The sequence below is a fragment of the Pseudomonas brassicacearum genome (assembly GCF_003732175.1).
Taxonomy (GTDB): domain Bacteria; phylum Pseudomonadota; class Gammaproteobacteria; order Pseudomonadales; family Pseudomonadaceae; genus Aquipseudomonas; species Aquipseudomonas brassicacearum_G.
This window is the reverse complement of record NZ_MOBI01000023.1, coordinates 76,303-98,658: the sequence shown is the minus strand read 5'-3', so window position 1 is coordinate 98,658 and position 22,356 is coordinate 76,303. Positions and strand designations below refer to the sequence as shown.

General features: G+C 57.0%; 11 protein-coding genes. 4 read left to right on the top strand and 7 right to left on the bottom strand.

The genetic code is table 11. The features are described from left to right. Window positions 1-21: 21 nt before the first annotated feature. The 4 genes from BK658_RS22250 to BK658_RS22235 form a co-directional block, all read right to left on the bottom strand. Complete coding sequence (locus BK658_RS22250; protein ID WP_123584194.1) at window positions 22-4,344, bottom strand: hypothetical protein; 4,323 nt, start codon at window positions 4,342-4,344, stop codon at window positions 22-24. 63 nt (window positions 4,345-4,407) lie between these two features. After that, a complete protein-coding gene (locus tag BK658_RS22245; protein WP_123584193.1) occupies window positions 4,408-8,532 on the bottom strand; it encodes a Tc toxin subunit A-related protein in 4,125 nt (1,374 codons plus the stop codon). A gap of 59 nt (window positions 8,533-8,591) precedes the next feature. After that, window positions 8,592-12,248 carry a Tc toxin subunit A gene (locus BK658_RS22240; protein WP_123584192.1) on the bottom strand — a complete coding sequence of 1,219 codons (3,657 nt, stop codon included), beginning with the start codon at window positions 12,246-12,248 and terminating at the stop codon, window positions 8,592-8,594. A 155-nt stretch (window positions 12,249-12,403) separates the two neighbouring features. Next, complete coding sequence (locus BK658_RS22235) at window positions 12,404-14,956, bottom strand: Ig-like domain-containing protein (RefSeq protein ID WP_123584191.1); 2,553 nt, start codon at window positions 14,954-14,956, stop codon at window positions 12,404-12,406. A 465-nt stretch (window positions 14,957-15,421) separates the two neighbouring features. Between BK658_RS22235 and BK658_RS22225 the strand changes: the two genes are divergently transcribed. Then, a complete protein-coding gene (locus BK658_RS22225) occupies window positions 15,422-15,811 on the top strand; it encodes a DUF6124 family protein (protein WP_123584189.1) in 390 nt (129 codons plus the stop codon). A gap of 107 nt (window positions 15,812-15,918) precedes the next feature. On the opposite strand, the gene BK658_RS22220 is transcribed toward BK658_RS22225, so the two are convergent. The 3 genes from BK658_RS22220 to BK658_RS22210 all read right to left on the bottom strand — a co-directional run bounded on the left by BK658_RS22220 (window position 15,919) and on the right by BK658_RS22210 (window position 17,334). Then, window positions 15,919-16,278 (bottom strand): PilZ domain-containing protein, encoded by a 360-nt coding sequence (locus tag BK658_RS22220; protein WP_123584322.1) that lies wholly within the window; start codon window positions 16,276-16,278, stop codon window positions 15,919-15,921. Between the two features lie 257 nt (window positions 16,279-16,535). Then, window positions 16,536-16,910, bottom strand: a complete 375-nt coding sequence (locus BK658_RS22215; RefSeq protein ID WP_054593740.1) for a tetratricopeptide repeat protein — start codon at window positions 16,908-16,910, stop codon at window positions 16,536-16,538. A gap of 127 nt (window positions 16,911-17,037) precedes the next feature. Further along, a complete protein-coding gene (locus BK658_RS22210) occupies window positions 17,038-17,334 on the bottom strand; it encodes a hypothetical protein (protein ID WP_123584188.1) in 297 nt (98 codons plus the stop codon). A 246-nt stretch (window positions 17,335-17,580) separates the two neighbouring features. On the opposite strand from BK658_RS22210, the gene pyk reads away from it, so the two are divergent. The 3 genes from pyk to BK658_RS22190 all read left to right on the top strand — a co-directional run bounded on the left by pyk (window position 17,581) and on the right by BK658_RS22190 (window position 22,294). Beyond that, window positions 17,581-19,032: a pyruvate kinase gene (pyk, locus tag BK658_RS22205; protein WP_123584187.1), complete on the top strand. Its 1,452-nt coding sequence runs from the start codon at window positions 17,581-17,583 to the stop codon at window positions 19,030-19,032. 173 nt (window positions 19,033-19,205) lie between these two features. Further along, window positions 19,206-20,486, top strand: coding sequence for a delta-60 repeat domain-containing protein (locus BK658_RS22200; RefSeq protein ID WP_123584186.1), 1,281 nt, complete (start codon window positions 19,206-19,208; stop codon window positions 20,484-20,486). A gap of 500 nt (window positions 20,487-20,986) precedes the next feature. Continuing rightward, the gene (locus BK658_RS22190; protein WP_123584184.1) at window positions 20,987-22,294 is read left to right on the top strand and encodes a delta-60 repeat domain-containing protein; all 1,308 of its coding nucleotides are present in this window, start codon (window positions 20,987-20,989) and stop codon (window positions 22,292-22,294) included. Window positions 22,295-22,356: the final 62 nt, after the last annotated feature.

The window sequence follows — 22,356 nt, the reverse complement described above, 5'->3', positions numbered from 1 at the left end:
GGTTGCAAGTCCATAAGCGCCCTAAGGCAGCTCTGGGTCATAGAACCGGATCCGGAAGGTCTCCTGATCGAGAACAGCGTTGCTCTCATCCAGGATATAAGCGCGAATAATCTTGTAGCCCACCATTCCTTCCGAGCTATAACCTTTTCTCACCCAACCGTCCGGCCCCGACAACGATGTGCCGTCAGGGGCACCACTTTTTTCCCAGTGGATTTCCATACCTACAATGGGTTTTGCGTCAGCTATTGAAATGACCCGAAATTCAATTGGCGCAGAACTGTTGATCGGGTATGAGCCACTGCCTTTGATTTCAAACATCATTCGCGAAGGTTTGAGCACCTCAAAATCCAGCGACTTTGTCTCTTCAAAACCGACTGTAGCAGCAAGTTTCTGAAGCCCAGGCTGAACGGGTTTGAAGGTTATCCGTGATTTACCATCAGCTCCTGTCACTGTCGCTGGCAAGGACAATTCGGGAAATGTCCAGATAACTCCGACCCCGACAAGAGGTTGGCCATCGTTACGAGACACAACCCTGAGTTCTGCGATGCCTTCCTCGCCGAAGGCTATATTCACATTCGGACTGATCAACGACTCAATCACCGGGATCTGTCCGCCGTACAGCAACTGTGCCGTGTCCCAGCCACCCACACCGCCTCTGACCGTAGCCATTAGCACTCCGTTACCTCCCGCAGCCAGCGCGAAGGTCAACGTTGCAATGCCGTCCTTGTCGGTGATTGAGGACGGCAACGCTCGACCCGAGAAGTCCCACATGACCTCGACGCCTTCCAACGGCTCTCCGGTACGGCTGGAAACGACCTTTGCTTGTGCACGAGCCTCTGACTCCTCAGCAACACCTTTTTCAACAGTATTGACCTCAATGAGTTCAAGGATTTTGCGTGGCTCGTTCAGCGTAAAGGCCAAGGATACGGAGTCCGAGTGAACCTCATCCCCGACCGTTGCCGTCAGCTCACCGGCTCCTGTGGTGACCGGTTTGAAGCTGATCCTTGCCACGCCGTAGAAGTCGGTTACCGTTGTCACCACCCCAAGGTCGGGGCTGCGCCAGGTCACGATCCAGCCGACCATCGGCTTGTCACTAATGGCAGACACCACCGTGACCTGTTCACGAAGCACCTGTTCCCAGTCGAGCGTTTGATGAGCGCGGTTGTTCACGATGATTTTCAGCACTTGCGAACCTGTCCCCAACGACATGGCATTGGCCGGTGACAGTTTCTGCAGCCTTGACGCCGCCAGGCGCAACGCAAAGCTCCCGTCCACCAGATCATCACATTTGAGCGTGTAGCTTAATTTCCCTTCGCTAAACCGCTTTGGCACACCAAGGTCCGACGAGAACTTCAGGCCAAGGGCAGTAGGGCCGGTCCCGGTCAACCCAAGCATCACCTCCTGACCAAGCAGTACGCTGTCCTCGTCCACCCACAGTTCCATACGGTGATCACCCTTGCGGCGTGGGAAATACGTTTGGGCCCCCCAAGGCTGGGGGGGTTGCCGGTCAAACTGAACGACAAGCCCCTTCCACGGATCGCTCTTCAGCACGTTGACCGTCATGGGGCGTTTGTCCTCATACTCGTCATAAGGGCTGACAACGAGCGCCTCGACGTTATGCGGTTGCGCGGTCGCCGGCACCAAGGCATAGCCGGACCACCCATTTTCATCGGTATCCACCTCGCTCGAAGAACCCGCCGTCCACGTCACAGGCACCTGCGCTACCGGCTGCCGGGTGAAGCTGGAGATCACCTGCACCCACAGCCAGGCACGATCCTGTCCGGCCACCGGGTCCACGGCCGCGTCGTGCAGCGCGTCGATCCTGACTTTGTTGTGCCCCAACTGCATCACATTGGCCGTGGACGTCAGCTTGAGCTGAGGCAGCTCCAGCGCCAGAGCGAATTGACCATTTTTCTGACTGGCAGTGAAGTTCAGCGCCCAAGGCGCGCCCCCGGCACTGATGATTTGAGACTGGTGCAACGCAGGTGTAACGCTTGCGTCCAGTTCGTCGGCCGACGTGCCCGACCATTGCAGCATTAAATTCAACCCAATCAACGGGCTCAGTGCATTGGGCAGGAAGTTGAAGTAATGAAGAGCCCCCAGGCACGGATAAAGCGTCTGATTGCCAAGGTTTGCCGACACCTGATCAAGCACGACGCGCCCTTCATCGGCCAGATTTTCGGACAGTAAACGCCCGGAGAACTCCCGAACGGCTCCCGGCAATCCGTCACTCGTGAGCGAGAACTCGAACAAGCCACTGCGGCTGGTCCCTGCCTCAGAGCACAACGGCCATTCCCAACCACCTTCCTGCGTGGCGATCGGTTCTCCGATCGTTAACCCCAAACCCGGATCGTCAGCGCGCGGGGTCAAGGTCATGGGTTTGCCGGCCACTGGGCTACCCGCCGCCGGCGTCACGCGAAAGGTATGCGACTGACCACGCCGACAGACGATGCCGACGGTGACCCGATCCACCGGTTCATCATCCAGATGAAACTCGGCTTGATCCTTCCAGGGGCTGGTCGCCAGCGCCGTCACAGCAAACTCACGCTCAACCGGCTGCATCTCCACGTGCGCCCTGACCTTGGCGATGATCTTGTAAGGGCCATCCGTCTTCGGTGTATCCAGCACGCTCGCCCAGCCACCCTCACCCGTGACGGTGGACACCGTGTCGTTGGGTCCCACCCAGTCAACCAGCGCATTGACCACCGGATCACCGGAGCCGCTGGTAACAAGATGCAGCACCTGCACCATCAGCAGCACACTTTCCCCTTCATCCACTACCGGGGATTTGTTCGCCTCTCGCACCTTGCCGATCTCGACCACGTTGCGCGCCAGCGACATTGGTTTTTTACGCGAAGGTAACAACAGCTTCGAGCAGCCCAGCAGCAGTTCGAATTTGCCGTCGAGACGATCATCGCAGGTCAGCCACCAGATCAGCTCGGTGCCAGTGACTGGCACAGGTTCTTTAAGCCCCGGACTCACCGTCACGCCCAACTCGGCAGGGGTGTCGCCTTCCCATTGAAGCCGCAATTGGGTTCCCAGTAACGGGCTGTCGGCAGGCAGTTTCAAGGTTACCGGGTATTGATCGCCGCGATTGGGGTAACCGGTCTTCTCGGCCCAAAGGGTTTCCTTACCGTCGACGACCGCCATGACCTCTTCCCAGGGATCGGTCGCCAGCACCTGAACGTCAAACGATTTGGTGAACACACAGTCGGCGTAGTACCGACTCACCACCGATGCTTTGATGACATGCTCGCCAGCACCTGTCGGCTTAAAGGTGTAGTAAGTCCAGCCATCGTCTTCAGTGGTGCTGGTCGCGCCCTGCTTTTGCCCCTTGATTGTCCAGGTCACTGCCTGCCCGGCAAGCGGTTCATCGGTGTAGTGCGACACCACCCGCACGCCCAACTGAACACTTTGCCTGTACTCGAAAACCGGATAGTAATCCGCCTCCAGCACCTCACCGAACTTGAGTCGATGATGCCCAAGCGAAGCCCTGATCGGGTAAGCCTCAGCGGTGTATTTGCTCAGCAGGTTGAACGAAAACTCATAGGGCGCGTCAGCACCCTCGATCACAGGGCAATCGAGCGACCACAGTTCATCGAGCGGATGATCAACACCCAGAGCCGGCGTCGTGACGACTGCGCCTTGTGGGTTGTCGTCGCTGATCAAGGAGGCGTGAGTGTCCAGCCAGGCATTATCCGCAACAGGCACAAAACCAAGACGGTGAGCAAAATCCCCGGTCGCCCCCAGACACAGGTACAACAGACGATCTGGCGACTGTGGCGTGCCGTCAAATGTCAGCTGTTGCAATTCCAACGGCCCCAGATGCAGGTGGATGTTGATCCGGGTGATGTAGATGATCTTCGAATACTCACCGTCCTGGTTTTTTGGGCTGAACACGCTGACACGAACCTTGTCGTTTTGTTTGAGCGGCAGCGTCAGCTCGACCTCGTACTCGACAGGCTCGAATGCCAGCGGTTGCCCATCAGCACGATGCGCCTTGTTCACTTGGCCATGGCCTGGAAGAAGCATGATCACCTGCGGAGATGCCGAGTTCCCTTCAATGCTGATTTCCAGCCTGCCGGCTTTGTCATGCCACGATTCGCAGAGAAAGCTGATGACGTAACAAGCATCAGCGCGAAGGTCCTTTGGCGCCTCGATAACCTGACTGACCGACGCTTCATTCCCGACCGTCAGGCAACGAATCTTTTCGCCCTTATAGATAACGTCTACGATCTTGGCCCAGTTGGGAATGGGCTCGTCCTTTATCCAGGGATTAATCCCTAAGCGAAAATCACCATTGATTACCAGGCTCGCTTTGGCCTGGATGACCGGCTCACTCATGACTGACTGCTCCTTTCCCTGTTCGGTTTAGCCGCTGTGTTTCAGCGTTCGATCCGCCATCTATTAATCGACACGATTGACCAGCTCTTCGACTTTTCGGGTGAATGTCGGGTCGCCCACCTTGGCGGTGTAACGAACGCGCACGATGATGTCGGTCAGCGAGGCCAGCATGGATTGTTGCGGCTCCTTGAGTGGCCACGGGAAGTGCAGCGTCCAGTGCGAGACCGCACCGGTGCATTCGAAGGGGTTGAGCAAGCCTTCATCGGGTTTCACCGTGGCCATACCGGTATCACCAATGCCCACCGACAAAGCGATTTGCTGACCACTGCGCAGGCTGCGCCGCACATCGGCAGGGACCACCGCGTTTTCAGGCTTATGCAGGTACTCCACCGAACGGGTCGAGGCCTTGGTGGCGGTGAAACTGCTGACCTGCAACAACGTGGCTTTGATATTTTCGTGAGGTCCTATCAGCGCGGGCAGATCGACGTCCACCGTGCTGATCTGCCGGCAGTAGTGGCCCGGGTGGTCACGGTCAAAGAGCAACTGCGTGAGTTTGAAATCCAGCGTGCCAGTGCGTTGCAGCTCCGCCAGCGCGTCCTCCCAGGTACTAAAACCTCCTTGTGGATCCACATCCTTGTCATTGAACAATTGCCGCAGGGAGATGGTCTTGACCAGCTCCAGCCTTCGCTCATGGCGACGCAAGTATTCATGCTCCATGCGCAGCAGGTGCACCCGCAGATGTTCACCCGCCGTTAGACCGTGACGCTCGTCCAGCCAGACCTGTGGCAGGGGAATCTGCGAATCGTAGTCACCGGTCTCAAAGCTCAACGAGGCCTGCGCACTCATGCACAAACTGACGACGGCGTCATGGGCCTGATAATGCAGGGCCTTGAGTTGGCCCAGCAGCCAGCCGAACAGCTCGGCATTGGTCGCGCGTTTTTTGATGAAGGTGTAGAGCGTCAGCGCGTGGGCATTGGCCCGCAGGGTTTGCCGCAGGTTGGCCTTGGCAGCTTCGACAGCGTGATTTTGTGCGGTGATTTGCTCGTTGATGGCGCGGACCTCTGCCAGCGCCTGATTGCGTTGCAGGTCCCATTCGCCGCGACGGCGGCGGTAGGTTTCGGTGGTGGCGGTTCGTTCGGCCTGCAGAGATAACACCAGGGAGGCAATGTCAAGAACACCACCAACCGCTTCGATTATCCCAGCCGGGTTGTTTATTCCCCACGAGACGCTGCCCGGCCCCCCGCCTACATGATTCGGAACTATCGTCTTAACGATCGCTCCTGCCGCCTTATGCCCCACCCCCGCCATCGAGGTGATTTTCGCCGCCAACATGAAGTCCATCACCTCATATTCCGCATCACTCACATTGCTCTCATACTTTATCGCATACGCCTCCGCGCGCTCCTGCGCCACCGCCTTGCTCTGCTCCAACGCGGTCACACTCGCGCTCATTTGCTCGATGATTTGCTCCTGCAAGGTCTGGGCGTACGCCCCCAGGTCCACCAGATGACTGTGCTGCAACGCTTCCATTTCAGCCCGATCACGCTGTTCGAGCAGGCGCAGTATCTGATTGCCATAATCCTGCAACGTCTGCACCGCCCGCAGCGCGGCCTCGAACATGACCCGCCAGCGGAACGCCACAACCTGCACCTGCCCGCCCATTGGCCGTGGCGAACCGGCGCCGCCGGCAGCCAGATCCTGCAGCAACTGGTTAGGGTCTGTCGGTGGACTGAACAGCGGAATCAGCAACGGCTTGCCGTCGAGGGTGAGGTTGTTGCGCAGGTTATGCAGGCGGCTGCCGGGCAAGGCGAACAGTTCGAGCAATCGCTCATTGATCGGCGGCTTAAACGGTTCGATGCTAATCAGGCCGAGAGTGGGCGCCACCTCAGCCTTGGCCGGTACATCTGCCAGGGTGAACGCAAGGTTTTTTTCGAACTGCTCCAGCGCGGGCCGGGAATTGGTATTGGCCATCAGTTGAGCGACAGTTTTCGGTTGCCAACGGTTGACCGTCCTCGCCGTGGGTGCCTTGCCCATCAAAAACTCGGCCTGTACATAACACAACCTGGCCGCTACCAGACTGTCACGGGTAAGTTGGCGGTAATACCAGTCACCCCAGGCGATCAGGTTTTTTACATATTCAGTGAACGCAACGATCTGAAAATGCTGAGGGGCTGAATAACCGATCGCATCCGGGTCGGTCGGCGCCTCGGCTTCACAACCCAGGTTGCCGTCTCCCGTCAAGGGGCGGCAGCGCCAGTAAAGGAGTTTGTGTGGTTTGGTTGTAGAATCTGCCGGGGCCTGAGGGTCGAACAGATAATGCAGCCATTGCTGTGCCTCCAGAAAACGGTTCTCAGCGCTCAACCGTGACGCCACCAGGTGCGGCAGGTGGAAAAACAGTTCCCAGAAGAACAGCCCGTTGGCGCCATCGAACGGGCCGTTCGGCTCGTCAATGGGACCTGCGGCCGGGTCCGGTTCTTTCAGATGCTGAGTTTCCCAATCCAGCACGGCCTCGACCGAAATATTGGCGCGCTGCACCAGATCGGGACCGAACAGTGAGTTCAGACGAACCTGTTTGAGGTACGGCTCAGGCAGGTTGAGCGTGAGAAATTGCGCGCCCTGGGCGTTGGTCTTGTCCAGTGACGGAGGGATAAAAGCAGCATTCGCAACCACCTTTACAACCTTGTATTTGTTGCGCCCATAACTTTGTGTTGGGGGGCTCCCCCCAAAAGAAAACTCGAAATCGCCGACAAAACCACCGGCCCGACGCTCAATTAGCATCCATTCGGTGGTCCAGCCACCTGCATCGGAATAACTGCCGGTGATCGACTCGGGGTCGTCACCTACTGGATTGAGAAACGTCAAATCGAAGCGTCCATCGGCCAGCCCGTCAAGACCCGTTTTCGCAGCGCAGATACCACGAACAAACAGAACGTCCAGAGGCTTGCTGTCGGTATCGAACCCGCGAAATACCATAGCCTCCAGGGAGTAATACTTGGTCAACGTACCGGCGAGCTCGAGAGACTCGGTAATGTCCGGTCGACTGCCTGGCAATATTGGATGCTGCACGGTTTCAGGCGTCAGAAAACGATAATCGGCCACTGCATCCAGCCAGCCCGTACCGTTGTCAATGCTGCGAAACAATACATCTCGCGTCCGATAAACGTCGATGGGGACCTCTGGAGGTGTTTCACCCTTGCGGTTACGGTTGGTCAACAACACCCCCAACTTGCCTTTGGGATGCTGCTCATCGACCAACACCGTCGCGATCAACCGGGCGCCCTTCGAAAAGTCGCTGTTCCGCTCCTCGCTGAGCAAGGAAAACGGTGCCGACCAATGACCGTTCTGGGCCATGAACGCCAGGTTGATGTCCAGTTTAGGCGGTAAAGACACACCACCGTCACCGGCCACCTTATCGCGCCACTCAGCCCACACCACACACAAACGCCCGCCCCAGAACACCGGCCGTATATCCAGCACCTTACCCCCGACTGGAATCTCGACCGGCTGCCATTCACGCCACGCGGCCGGGTTGATTGCCCGGCAACTGGGCGTCAATTCAACCTCGGCCTTGCGCCAGAAATACTGAAAAGGCTGAATCCGCTGCTGGGCAACAAAGTAATAATCCGCTCTCGTGGGTGTAAGGGGCGCTGTCAGCGAGGTGCCGTCCATATAGCAGCTAATGACATCCAGGTTGCAGGTCTGCTCGAACTCTTGCAGGTATTCCTGCAATGCCACCTGTACGGAATCAGTGCTCAGGCGCGTCTGGTTCAGATTGTTCTCAAGGGTTTTGAACAGGCTGGTCTTGCGCCGACGTACATGGGGGTTAATAAAGTTTTCCGGGTACAGGGCGATCATCTGCAACGCCGCCCAGTCCGGGTAGTTGTTGTAGAGTTCCCAGGTTTGCAGATCCCACTTATCGAATTCGTGACCTGAATACCCCGGTTCCAGCTTGCGATACACCGCATGGATGTATTGCTGGGCACAGCTGATAGCTTCGGCAACCCAGGAGCTCTGCACCTGGTAACTGTCCAGCGGGTCCATGCGCAGGAGTTCAAGCAGGTCCTCCGGTGTTCTCAGGAAGTAGAACTCGTCATCAGGAGGCAAGCCCTTTTTGACCTGCCCGATGCAATACTCGATCAATGCCGTACGACGTTGTTCGAGGAGTCCGGCGATCTTGTTGTTTTCCATAACCCTTGCTCCTGAGGTCTCACCAAGTTGTACGCGGCTGTGCAGAGGTCACCTGACCGTCAGGCATCCGTTCCCACGGAAAGAGGACCGGCGAAGGTAATAGCGTCAAAAAATGCTGTTTCAGAGCTGTCCAGGCTGGTAACGCCGACCTCGAATGTCCCGCCTGTGGGGCTGGAGACGAAGACTCGCGTGATCCCCTCCTGATTGGTCAACGCCTCGGCCGGCCGGATAATCAACGAAGGTATCGTCGTCCCGGGATCAGACTTGACCTCACTGCTCCACTTCACTGGCATGCCAATACCCCGATTGCCATAATGGTCCTGCATCACGGCATACAACTCGACTTCCGCACCAGCCTTCACAACGCTATCCGGCTCCCGGGACATGAGCGGCCCCGGAAAAAACATTGAGTCTTTATGGGCACCGATTTCCACACTCTGCGCTGTCTGCTCCTCATACAGGTCCAGCCGGAAGCGTGGCGTTGCCGTGCCCATGACCTTGCCCGGAATAAACTCGGCGGTCGCCACCCCATCCGTCCCGGTAGCGGTCTGCACGATGCTGCCCAGTAAGGTCTGCCAATACACATTGACCCCCCTCAAACCCTTGCCCGCATGGTTCTTGACGGTCACTTTGAAGGTGGCTTTTTCCTCCGGCATATTAGCCACCAGCACCGTACGATCCACCTCACAGCTAATCTTGACCATGTGCTCCAGGGCTTCATCTTCATTGGGAATCAATGGTGCGGGCGAAGCATTCAGACTGAGCAGTGCATGTTCGGCAGCCCGTGCGTAAGCCGGTTTGTCGATTTCTGCCGGGAGCATGCCCATCAGGAAAATCGTCAGGGCATCCATGCCGCTGCGTGCTGACAGCTCACGGACGCGGATCAACAGATCCAACTGCGCCAGGTTCTTGATCAGCATCATTTCCGGGTCGACCCGTCTTGCGCACTCGCGCACGTCCTGAACACTCCAGGCGAAAAAAATCGCCAGCCTGATCGCCGCAGTCTCCTGGGCCAGCGCCAGGGCATCGTCAGAGAGGGGATCAGGCAGTGCGTTGACCTGACGCAGGTAATCAAGCAGGTTTTCCGGTGGCTGCTGACCCAACGCAACGGCCTGGTTGAGCACGCTCAGGTAGTAAAGCGTACTCAGCGTGAACTCATGTTTGTTATCGCGGCTCAGCCACGTTTTATAGCCGTAGGCCAGGTAGTCCTCCAGCAGTTCGACGCTAAGGTCCAGCTTCACCACCACCGCACTGCGGCGCCGCACATCGGCCAATAGCGCGAGCAGCGGATCACCTTCGTCCGCTTGTTGCCGCCGACGTCCACTTGCGGCGCCGTCATCGTGCCTTGCACCTTCGAGTGCAGACTTGAGCACCTGATAAACCGTCCCGCCTGCCCAGGTGAGTACGGTTAATACCAGCTCGGACTTCAGACCGGCGTAGACCGCCAGGCATTCCTTGATCACCGACACCTGCCCTGCCCTGGCTTGCAGCAATACGCCGAGCATTTTTTCGACGATCAGCGCACGCGACTCTTTATCGCCTTCGCCAATGCCGATGCTCACCGCCTCATCGAGCCTCAGGCGGGCAAAGGTCAGGTAGTCGAGTTCAATCGCCTCCGACAGCACTTGAACCAACCCGTTGCTGTCGACCAGAGCGGTCAGTAAATCCAGCCAGCTCGCACCGCCCGCCAGCGGCGGGACACCGGCCATCAGTAATGCAGTTTCGGAAAACAAGGCCGCAGACAGCAGACTTCGCAGCTGTTCGAACAACTGCCGCTCATTCGACGATACCGCGGGTGCCACGATCGGCGAAACCTGTTGCAGCATCCAGAGCACCGGCATCTCACGCTCATGACACCAGCGAACACAGGACTCCATGGCGTGGATGATGTTCAGCGCATCCGGTGTGCCTTCGTGCTTGTTCGACTTGAGTTCGGGCACGCCGGCCAACGCCTTGAGCCAACTGTCGCCCCCCAGAATAATGAGCAACAGAATGCCCTCGACCGGACTGATGCCCAACATTCGGGGCAGTTTCACCATGCGGTAAAAGCTTGAGAGGGTTGCCAGGTCGCAGATCAGCGTGTCCTCGCGACCATGGGCATGGGCAATTGCCTGTGCCAGGTGACGGTAGGTATGCAGGTCAATCTTCAGGCCACTGCAGAGTTGATTGACGGTTAACCCGTCCTCGCCCGGCGCCGGAAACACCGGAAACGTGTGGCCATCGAGTTGCAGCGGCCTGGGGAAATGCGCCTGGGCATTAAAAATGCGATCAAACTGCGAAAGCACTTCGCCACGGCCGAAAATCGACAGCTCATCGATAAACACCGCGAAGTCCTCGGCGGCACAGCCATAACGCTCGCGTAACTCTTGAAACAGGCCGATGGCCTGCAGGGTGTTTTCTGATATCCAGCAGTCGGGCTTCGGCGTCTGGGTATGGGCTTCGGCATTGATTGCCGCCATCAGCAGGCAATCCACTTGTTCGCTGGACAGGCCTAGCCATTGGTCCAGGCGCAGCTTGCGGTTCATTCGGTCGAATCGGGTGTGGGAGTAAAAATTCAGTCGGTGCAAGATCTCACGATTCTCACCCTTTATTTCGATATCTACAGCAGGGATCGAACCGGCATTGAGATAACCCGAACCTGACTGTGCTCCGCTGGGAGGCAACTCCTCGCCACCTTTAAGAGGAACATTGGCAGACCGCACAGGAGCGAAGCTTCGAATCGAAATCAACGCTTCAAGCTCCAAGGCGTCGAGTTTTGTCCTTTCACAGAAAAACTTCACCTGGTTGATGTTCTGATCTTCCGTGCCCACTGTGCCAAAGTTCAGGCGATAGAAGCGCTCCTGCTGCTCTTTGGATTCTTCGGAGTCATCGTCGGGAACCGGATCCTCAGTCAACAACTCCCGCTGATAAGGCCCCAGCCGAGACGCATGAAGCAAGGCCCGCTCCCCATCACCGCCCTGGGCATTGAGTTGCAGAAAGTACGGAAAGAACCGATCGACCACACGGGCCACAGCCCCTACCGACAGGTCATGGTGCCGGGCGACAAAATCGATCGTCTTCCAGTCCTGGCAATGGGGCAGCCCATTGGGATAACGGGCCTGGCGCAGGGCATCATCGATATCACTGCCCGCCTGGCCGTGGGCCTTGATAAACGCTTCCAGCACCAGGACGATGATGTCCACCGATGACACCGGTTGATGCACCGCCGTGTGATCGATGAGCCGCTTTAGCAGATCCGTGCGCCGTTCCATGAGCGGCATTCTTCCTTCGTCACCACGCACTTCGATACGGTCTCTGATCCACATCAGCAACTCAATCAGATACGCAACGGGTGAAGTCACCGACTCCAGGGCATCAGGCGGGCATAACGTATCGAAGGGGGGATAAAAAAGTTTTTCAAAACTGGGTCCCGTCACCAATGATAAAAGCCCGCTCATCGGTCTCATGAGTTCTGTTTTATCGCCGGTCAACTCCTGCTCGATAAACTTCCGTCGCACATAGATTGCCAAGGCATTGGCACGCCACAGAAAGTTTTTCGCGTCACTCAGGCTCAAGCCGAAGTCACGTACCAGACCTTCCACACCCTTTGCCACCAGAGGGAAAACCGATCCATCCCGTTTGATGTATTGGCTCAGCAAACCATTATCCTTGCGCTGTTTCTCACTGAACACTTCGTAGTAGATCTGCTGAAGGGGGCGATTCTGTGAGGCAGCCATGATGACACTCCTTGTACGGATGACAGGACGCTGAATACCCTGGTGAGCGCGTCGCCGGGTTCAATTCACTGGTTGAATTTGGCGCCAAAGCGAAGCCTGCGTCTACTGTCATAACTGACAGTAGCGCCGACCGCTCGTCGAAACCCTGAAGGCGGTTACTCAGACGGCGGCTTTGGCGATTCAACCTCGAAGCGCGAGCTTTCGGCCCGGCGAGATGACTCCGTTCCACCCGCAAGGCGTTGCTGAAAGCAGACCCAATAGCCCCCCCGCCTCAGCTCCACTTGAGCCGTGGCCCTCCAATCCGTCTCCGCGATCACGATGCCGTCAACCAGCGTCCGATCGGGGTTGAACCAGGCAACCAGCTTACCCATACCGGCCAGGGCTTTGCCTTCGATCGCTACCGGTTCAGTAACCCAGCGGCCCTCTGTCGGCACATTGATCAGTGGCTGATAAGCGCCCAACTGAATCTGTCGTTCAGGTGACGGGGCAGAAGCGAAACCATCGCGCGATTGCACAGCGATCAATTTATGGATGCCGCCCGGACGGGCGATAGTGATCCGCATCGACCAGCTCCGGTCAGCAAGAACCTGGACTTGCCCCAGCGCCGTTTGCGGAGCATCGGCGAGCGCCACCGTGACCGTATCGCCCGTATTGTCCGTATAACCAAACCCGGAACACACCACCTTGTTCTGTACGCGTTCGTCAGAGGCCGGGGTTTCCATGAACGGCGCATTCGGCACCACGTTACAGCTCAGCGGGGGGCTGTCTTTTGACGTCTGCTGCTCAAAGGTTTGCATGGCCCAAATGACTATTTCGCCGACCAAAAACAACATCACCGGACCTTCCCAGTGACCGTTTTCGTCAACGGGAATATCGCGAAGCAGAGGTACCGGATTGCCTTGGCGCCATACCGAAACCAGGGCACCGGGCAGGCCTTTGCCTGAAATGATCGAGGTGCGCGGTAGATCGTCTCCTGGCTGCGGCACCTTGATCATTGGCGGCAACAGCACCACCGTGAACGTGCACTCCTCACTACGCTCCGACTCCCGCACGCTGTTGCTCTGCGTCGCGTCAATGCTGTATCGACGAAACGCCAGTAGCTTATCGAGAGCTACTGACCAAGGGCCGTCTTTGGTTAGAAGCCTGGAACCCAATATTGGGCCGTTTTGAGCGTCCCGGATCTTCACCGTGGCGCACTTCACCCCGTTGTCACCTTTAACGATCAGGTCAGGGCCCACCTCTTCGTCTTTACCTGGCTCAGGTGATGTGATGACCGGTTTGGGGAGCGGGATAGTGAACATCTCGCTCGCCGATTCCGACGTTTGCAAGCCGACCGTCTGGGTCACGGTGACTGTATGAGTGACATCGTGGGCAAAGTGTTCGGTACGTTGAAAGGTCCAGGTGTCGTTCGTGACGGAAGGATTATGCACAGTGGAGGGGGCGTCGCTGTAGACAAGGTTGACCCGTGCCCCGGCCCAGCAGGTACCGGTGATGTCCGGCGATAACTCATTGTCGACAATACTCGTGATGACGGGTGCCAAGGGACGGATGGTGACTCTCAGATTGACCTTCGCGGACCACAGACCATCCAATTCTTGCCGAACCCGGACCAGACGCCCAAGGGTCGGGCCCCAGAGTCGTGAAGCCTTCGTTGACCACTCCAATCCGAAGACCTTGGTATCTGGAGCGACACTGCCGCCATTCTCATCGGTGACTTCAACCGTAGCCCCGTTCACACCTTTGCCGTAAAAGGTCGGCGTGTACTCCTGCGTATGCTTCAGATCTGTCGGAGGGGTGGGGGGAGGTCGTACCCAGTCAAAGTCAAACTCAACGTGGTCCGATGGAATCCAGCCACCGGCGTTATCGGAAACGCGCTGCACGGCAGACAGCGTGTACGGGCCTGCCTCCCAGTTCGTCGCCTCTACCGCCCACTGACTCGTATCGCCTACGGTCGCCGTCAACGTCTTCCCACCCGGTCCATCGACCACGGTGAGGACAACCTCGGCTCCCCCGTACCCTCCTCCCGAGAACTTGACTTTGTTATCCGGCAGTGATTTGACCGCGACTTGCAGCTTGCGCGGGCGTATGTGGAAAATCATCGGATTGGACGATAGTGATATTTTTTCGCCAGCCCAGTACTGAGTCGCAACAATTGAGTGAACACCCGGCGTCAGCTTCCGGTTAGCAGACTCCCGCCAACGTCTTTCAAGATTCACGTCGGCAGTGCAAAGGGGCTGCTCGGGCTCACGATCTGGATGGATGATTACCTGAGTAAAGACTACTGGAGCACCCGCTGGAATCGTGCCTGAAATCACTGGCAATTGATCTTCTGTCCAAGATCCAACAGGTTCAATGAGAGGGGCAGGAACAAGAACCCCCAATTTGTTAAAAGAGACCGGAAGAGTGTCAGTGGTAGTACCGTCTATCCCATAATGCCTTGCAACGATGGTATGCCGTCCGAGGGGCACGAAAGTCGACAGAGCCCAAGGCCCTCCAGGAGTAAGTGCAGGAAAGGTAAACCCTAGAGGAATCTCACTCTTATCAGGGTTTACTTTAAATACATGGACAGCTACAGGAATGATTGTCCCCCCTTTCACGACGAACGGGTCGGCCTCGACTGCCTGCCCTTGATACGGTTGGTCGATGCGAAAAGGTTCCTCGGCATTTTCAAGGGGCACTTGAAGCTCATATTTCGGGTCATCTTCCATAGCAGGCTCGCTAGCAGGAGAAGCGTTAGTGGTATACCGTCGATTTTTACAACCAAGGCCCGCGACTAGCTACCTGTAAAAACTGACAGTTCAGACGAACGGCAACCCTGCTTGCCTCATCACTCTCCCGTGTTTTCGACGCCTAGGCCTGAGGCTACAAATCCTTGCGCCGCAGCCTACACATCCGCCAGAATCCGCCGGCTTGTGCACCTTGGCCCCGGCTTCTATTGTTCTCGTGTCGCTGCCCATCAGCGATCGGGTTTAGTCGCTCGGAGGTTACACGTAGGTGCACTGCGCTCCAGATGGTCAGGTATTCCCTATCCCTGAACTCTATGGTGGCTGTGCGCAGGGCGCCCTCGGGCGCGCCGGTTTTTCGTGTTTCCTCCCGGTCGACTAACCTGCGTTCAGCCGCCACCCCTCGTTTAGTCGCGAGTCGGTGGCAGCCCCACTCAAGGAAACAACAGAATGTTCAAAGCCACACCTAATCCCCCCGAATACGACAACGTTTCCCCCTACGATTCCCCCGACTCGAAAAAGCTCCACGCTGCCGCACACAAGGCGCTGGATCACTACCTCAAACCCGGCACCGGCAACCCGCGTGACTATGAACGGCGTTCGCTGAAGTTCTTCGCCGTGCTCCCCGACATCAACAACGAAGCCTTGATGGCCTACACCTACGAGACCTTCTGCTCGGTGAGCACGTTGATCCTCGACCTGTCCGACGACCTGGAAGACAAGCACCGCAACCTGGCGCTGGCGATCCATCAGTTGACCGAGCACGGGTTGTTGTTGGTCGAGAAGGCGCTGGATAACGAGTACCCGATCCAGCCAATCGAGTACGGTCTTCAGCTGTAGGCGTGTAGAACGGCAAAAGATCGCAGCCTGCGGCAGCTCCTACACGGTGTAGGCGTAGGAGCTGCTGCAGGCTGCGATCTTTTGATCTTCCGATGTACGGGTAGGACTTACGCCGAAGCCGGCACCGGATAAAAACTGAAGTACTGGTGCAAGGCACTCACCAGTTGCCCGTATTCGGGCGGTGCACGTTGCACCTCGAAACCGGCGTCGTAATGCTGAGGGGTGGCGTCTTCATGGCACCACAGGCAAATGGCGCGCAGGTCGATGACCTGCAACAGACCCTCGCTGGCGGGGATTTTCAGGCGCAGGTCAAACGCTGCGCCAACCATCATCGGCAACAGGCTGATAAGCATCAGGCCGTCTTCGGAGACATTGCCGAGAAAACCGATGGGTTTGTCGGTGACGCTGTTGAACACTCTCAGAAAATACGGCAGTTGATCCCGCTCGATCCGGCGGTCAGTGAACAGGCTGTTTATCACTTTGGAAAGCCCCTTGAGCAGGGTCGTACTGATACTTCGGAACGTGCCTGCCAGGCAGGAGCGCTCTCCCCGATCCCGGTGCGAACGTCACTGTTGTGCATTCGCCTCACCGCCGCCGATCACAGGGATTAACGTGATTTAGGTTGAACATTCTAAAACGCGCTAATCGAAGATTAGCTCAAGGCTGGCACGTGCACCCGCCAAAAGATCGGGCCGCGTTCGGACGATCTTTTGGGGTTTAAACATTACAAAGGCGCGGGAATGGCTTTGGCGCTGCTGCGCGGTGGGTACCACCCCAGCGACTGCAAGGTTTCCAGCCGCGCGCGAGCGCGGTACGCGTATTCGTTGTCCGGGTACTGGGCGATGATGAACTGGTAAGTCTGGGCCGCGTCGACGTAGAGCTTCTGACGTTCCAGGCACTGGCCGCGCAGCATCGACACTTCCGGCTGTATATAGCGCCGCGCCCGGCTGTTGCGATCGACCTGGGACAATTCGAGCATCGCGTCCTCGCAATTGCCTCGGTCATAAGCGCGGTAGGCGTTGTTCAAATGATGGTCCATCGACCAACGGGTGCAGCCCGTGGCACTGAGGGCAAGGGCGGCAATGAGCACGAATCGCATGGGGGTTCTCCTGTCTTGTGCTCTGTATCGACCCGTTGGTGAAAATCTTCAATAACCGGATCAAGCGAAAAAAGCCCACTGAGCCGCCAAGGCTCAGTGGGCTTTTAAATAAACGATAACGTTCCGGTCATTCGACTTTAAATGCTCGAACCGGTGACAGAGGAGAAACGACACCGTTAAGGGTCTGGTGTGCCTGAATCTCATGCGCACCTTTGGGCAGGTCTTCACCAAAAGTACCTGACCAATGACCGTTCTGTGATGTGATGAGTTTCAAAAACAAATGGTTGTGGTCCCCTGCCTTGGCAATGGTAACGACGGCACCTGGCTCAGCGGTTCCCGATACCGTGACCTTGTTTTTCACTGTTGCGCCCTCTGCCGGGTTAACGATTACCGGAGCAAGCTGTACCTGAGTAGCAGTGGTCATATTTTGATCTCCTTGATTCGTCACCTTTTGACGAGCCTCCAGAGCATTCAACCCCGCCCCCTAATGCCTGCCTACCTGTTAAAACTAACAGTGCCGACAAACGGCAGGTGCTTCTCAATGGACGGATCCGAAAATTTTCAGGAATGTTCGTTTCAATAAACAAACGAATAAGTAGTGCAAACGAACAATGACTACACCTTCGCACCGTAGTAGCCTCACTCAGCGCTTGAACTCAGGAGTCTCTGCATGACCGTCCGTCGTACCAAAATCGTCGCTACCCTTGGCCCGGCCAGTAACTCGCCGGAAGTTCTCGAACAGCTGATTCTGGCTGGCCTGGACGTTGCCCGCTTGAACTTTTCCCACGGCACGCCCGACGAGCACAAGGCTCGCGCCAAGCTGGTGCGTGACCTCGCGGCCAAGCACGGGCGCTTCGTCGCCCTGCTGGGTGACCTGCAAGGCCCGAAAATTCGTATCGCCAAATTCGCCAACAAGCGCATCGAGCTGAAGATCGGTGATCAATTCACCTTCTCCACCAGCCATCCGCTGACCGAAGGCAACCAGCAAGTGGTCGGTATCGACTACCCGGACCTGGTCAAGGATTGCGGCGTGGGCGACGAGCTGTTGCTTGACGACGGCCGCGTGGTGATGCGCGTAGATACCGCCACTGCGACTGAACTGCATTGCACCGTAACCATCGGTGGCCCGCTGTCGGACCACAAAGGCATCAACCGTCGCGGTGGCGGCCTGACCGCTCCGGCCCTGACTGAAAAAGACAAGGCCGACATCAAGCTCGCCGCAGAAATGGAAGTCGACTACCTCGCGGTGTCCTTCCCGCGTGATGCCGCCGACATGGAATACGCCCGCCAACTGCGCGACGAGGCCGGCGGCACCGCCTGGCTGGTGGCGAAGATCGAGCGCGCCGAAGCCGTGGCCGATGACGAAACCCTCGACGGCCTGATCAAGGCCTCCGACGCCGTGATGGTCGCCCGTGGTGACCTCGGCGTGGAAATCGGCGACGCCGAGCTGGTGGGTATTCAGAAGAAGATCATCCTGCACGCACGCCGCCACAATAAAGCGGTGATCGTCGCGACCCAGATGATGGAGTCGATGATCCTGAACCCGATGCCGACCCGCGCTGAAGTGTCCGACGTAGCCAACGCCGTACTCGACTACACCGACGCGGTGATGCTCTCGGCAGAAAGCGCCGCCGGCCAATACCCGCTCGAAGCGGTCCAGGCCATGGCGCGGATTTGCATCGGCGCTGAAAAGCACCCGACCAGCAAAACCTCCAGCCACCGCATCGGTAAAGTGTTCGAAAGCTGCGACCAGAGCATCGCGCTGGCGGCCATGTACACGGCCAACCACTTCCCGGGCGTGAAGGCGATCATCGCCTTGACCGAAAGTGGCTACACGCCGTTGATCATGTCGCGCATTCGTTCCTCGGTGCCGATCTACGCGTTCTCCCCGCACCGCGAAACCCAGGCCCGCGCGGCCATGTTCCGTGGCGTCTACACCGTACCGTTCGACCCGGCATCGTTGCCGCCCGAGCAAGTCAGCCAGGCTGCGATCGACGAGTTGCTCAAACTCGGTGTGGTCGAGAAAGGCGACTGGGTCATCCTGACCAAGGGCGACAGCTACCACACCATCGGCGGCACCAACGGCATGAAAATCCTGCACGTTGGCGACAAGATGGTCTGAGTAAAAGAGCGCTGAAACGCAAAAGCCCCGCCATGTGAATGGCGGGGCTTTTTGCTTTCAACACCGACGCACCTGGTACCACCGCCGCCCCCTGTCAAATCTGACAGTATCCAGCTGTTACGCGCCGGAGTTACTTTCCTGTCCTCCTTCAAATCAATGAACAGGACACTGAAATGGAACTTCAATCGTCAAATCAACAGCAAGGTTCTCCCCTGCCGGATCCCGGCTTCGGCAACAACGGCGAAGTATTATTAACCGTCCACGGTTTTGCGCTGAGTATTCAATCAACCCCCAACAATCAAACATTCGTCGGCTTCAAGCCGGAGCGTGACTACGGGCTGGTGCAACTTGATAACAAGGGTGATATCGACGTTGGCTTCGGTCGCCAGGGTTACGTGCTAGATGGCTTCTCCAACAACAGAGACTTTGAGTCATTCCCTGAGAGTACTGTGCTCGTCGACGGCAAAATCCTGGTGACAGGTGCCGTCTACCGCTCCAGCAACCGCACGTTTTACCCTGCCGCCGCTCGCTACACAGCTGAGGGTCAGCTTGACGAAAGCTTCAATCAGACCGGCAAATTGATCCTTGAGGTGATTGACCCGCTGAATCCCGATATCGCTGACAGTGGAATTGGCCCCGCAGCGGCAAGGATAAACACCATCCACACGCAGCCTTTGTTGTTCAGCGACGGGAAAATAATTTTCCATTTCTACCGTTATGGCACCAATGGCGTACCGGGTGCGTCCTACCTGATAGCACTCAACAGCGACGGCACCCTCGACAAGCAGTTCAATGACGTGGGCTTTTTACACTTGCTTGATGGCAACACGACTATGCGGGTACGGGCCTCAAGCGTGCAACTCGACGGTAAAATCCTGGTAACCGCGCAGCTCAACGACACAAACTCGACAGCCGTGATCATACGGTTAGATCGAAATGGCAAACTCGATGCAAGTTTTGCGCAGAAAGGGATTTACCGGGTCGAAGCCATTGGCTCAACGCTCGCAACCATTAATCCGACAGTCGGGGGAAATATCCTGACACTGGGGACTTTTCAACACGATCAGCCAAGTCAGCTGATGCTACTCCAGTTGACCCGTGACGGTGTCAACGACCCAGCATTCAATCGGGGTCATCCGCTGTATCACTCGCTGCCCAATGTAGATCTGATCCCGCTGGCCTCCATGATCGATGCCAAAGGCCGTATTCTGGTGACCGGTCGCTGTTTCCAGCCACGAACGAGCACAAACCGTTACGGCATGATTATTCGATTGACCAGCGATGGCGAGTTTGATCCGGGCTTCGCCCATGGATCAGGCCTGATCATCAGTGGCAAGATTGGAGAGTACGCTGACCTTATTCTGGATGCGGATAACAAGATCCAGGTAGCAGGTCACCAGACGCAACCGGAGTTTGATAGTCCAGTGATTGAACGTTATCTGACGGCCGACTGAGTTGTCCCGGGACGGCCAGCGAACGATCAACAGACCGTTTTTTTTCGCGCCTTGGCCAGTGCGACAGCTACCACACCATCGGTGGCACCAACGGCATGAAAATCCTGCACGTTGGCGACAAGAGGGTTTGAGTCACTGACTGCTGAAATGCAAAAGCCCCGCCATGTGAATGGTGGGGCTTTTTGTTTTCCAATCTGGCAGTTGCGGTGCCTGCGCTACCGCTATCGCGAGCAAGCTCGCTCCCACATTTGATCGGAGGTGTTCACACATTTTGCGTCCACCACAAATCCCCTGTGGGAGCGAGCTTGCTCGCGATGAGGCCCGCCCAGTCAACACCACACCTGTCAGGTTTGACAGTAGACGCGTCTCCGTTCAACCCCTTTAATCGATCCGGTCCACCGCTGCTATCGCTGTCATCAAGGCTTTCTCGCGCTTGGCGGTTGCGGCTCGTCATTGGCAGCCCTTGACGGATAACTCACTCCAATTAAAGGAATAGAACGATGAGCCAATACACAGCACTGACCGCTCGCGCCGCTGGTGATCTCGACCCGGAATTTGGTGAAGACAAAGACGGTAAAGTCATTCTGCGTTTTCCCGATGCACGAGATACTTCAGGCGAATGTATTACCGAATATGAGGGCAAGATCTACGTTGGCGGCGCCGTCGACGCCGAAGGCATTGACATCATCCACAAGCTAGGTATCGCCTGCCTGCACAAGAATGGCACTTTAGATACGGAGTTCGGCAAGGATGGATATGTAGTCTTACGTTTTGGCCCCATGCAAGACACCCATCTGCGCCAGATCCTTTTTACCACCGTCGGGGGTGAACCCAGAATCCTGCTGTCCGGTATCGATACGAAAAGAGGTGAAGTTGTGCTCGCTCGCCTTCATCTCGACGGGCGTGTGGATGAGCGTTTTGGCGTGAAAGGTCTGCTGACGGTCAAACAGCCTGAAAACCTTGCCAAAGACCTTGGGCTGGGTTTTACACCGCAGACGACCACCAGCATGGATGCCTCGGGGCCTTGCACGGTGGCGGATGGGAAAATCTATGTGGTCATGCAAATGTACATGCCGATCTGGATTGCCCAGGTCGCGCTACTGATCCGCCTCAACATTGACGGCTCGTTTGACACCACCTTCAACAAAACCGGTTATGTCGCCGTTACCAATCAATACTGGGGCAATAGCACCATCAAGGACATTTTGGTGCGCAACGGAAAAATCACGGTGTGCGGAACACTGGCAGGTCATGGCATGGTGGCTCGTGTGAATGAGGATGGCTCTTTCGACCACACCTTCGCCGACAAAGGTTTCAAACTGGTCGAGAACCCCGGTCCCGCGCTCGAAAAGCTCGTCCAGTATTCCGAAGGCGCTGTTCTTGCAGCCGGTTGGGTGTCGTCTCCGACACAGGGCGTGCTGGTTTGCCTTAACGATAAAGGTGAATTTGAATCAGAATTCAATGGCGGTAAGGTGCTGCTTCAATCCCTCGAAAAACATGTCATGTTTTTGGGTGTTGGACTGATTGATGGGAAAATCATCGTATCTGGAAGGTTTTTGCAAGATGACAAAACCCCTGAATTCATAGTGGCGCGCTACCTGATTGACGGCAAACTGGATACCGACTTTGGCTACGGGAAAGGTTGGAGCTCCACCCAATTCAAAGACCATTACACGGTGGCAAACACCATGACCTTACAAAAAGACGGGAACGTGCTGGTCCTGGGCGATTGGGGGGGCGGCGTCAGCTACGCTGCGCTAATTGCCCGCTTCCTGAACCCCGCAGCCTCGGTGGCACCAACGGCATGAAGATCCTGCACGATGGCGACAAGAGGGTCTGAGTCTCGGACTGCTGCAACGCAAAAGCCCCG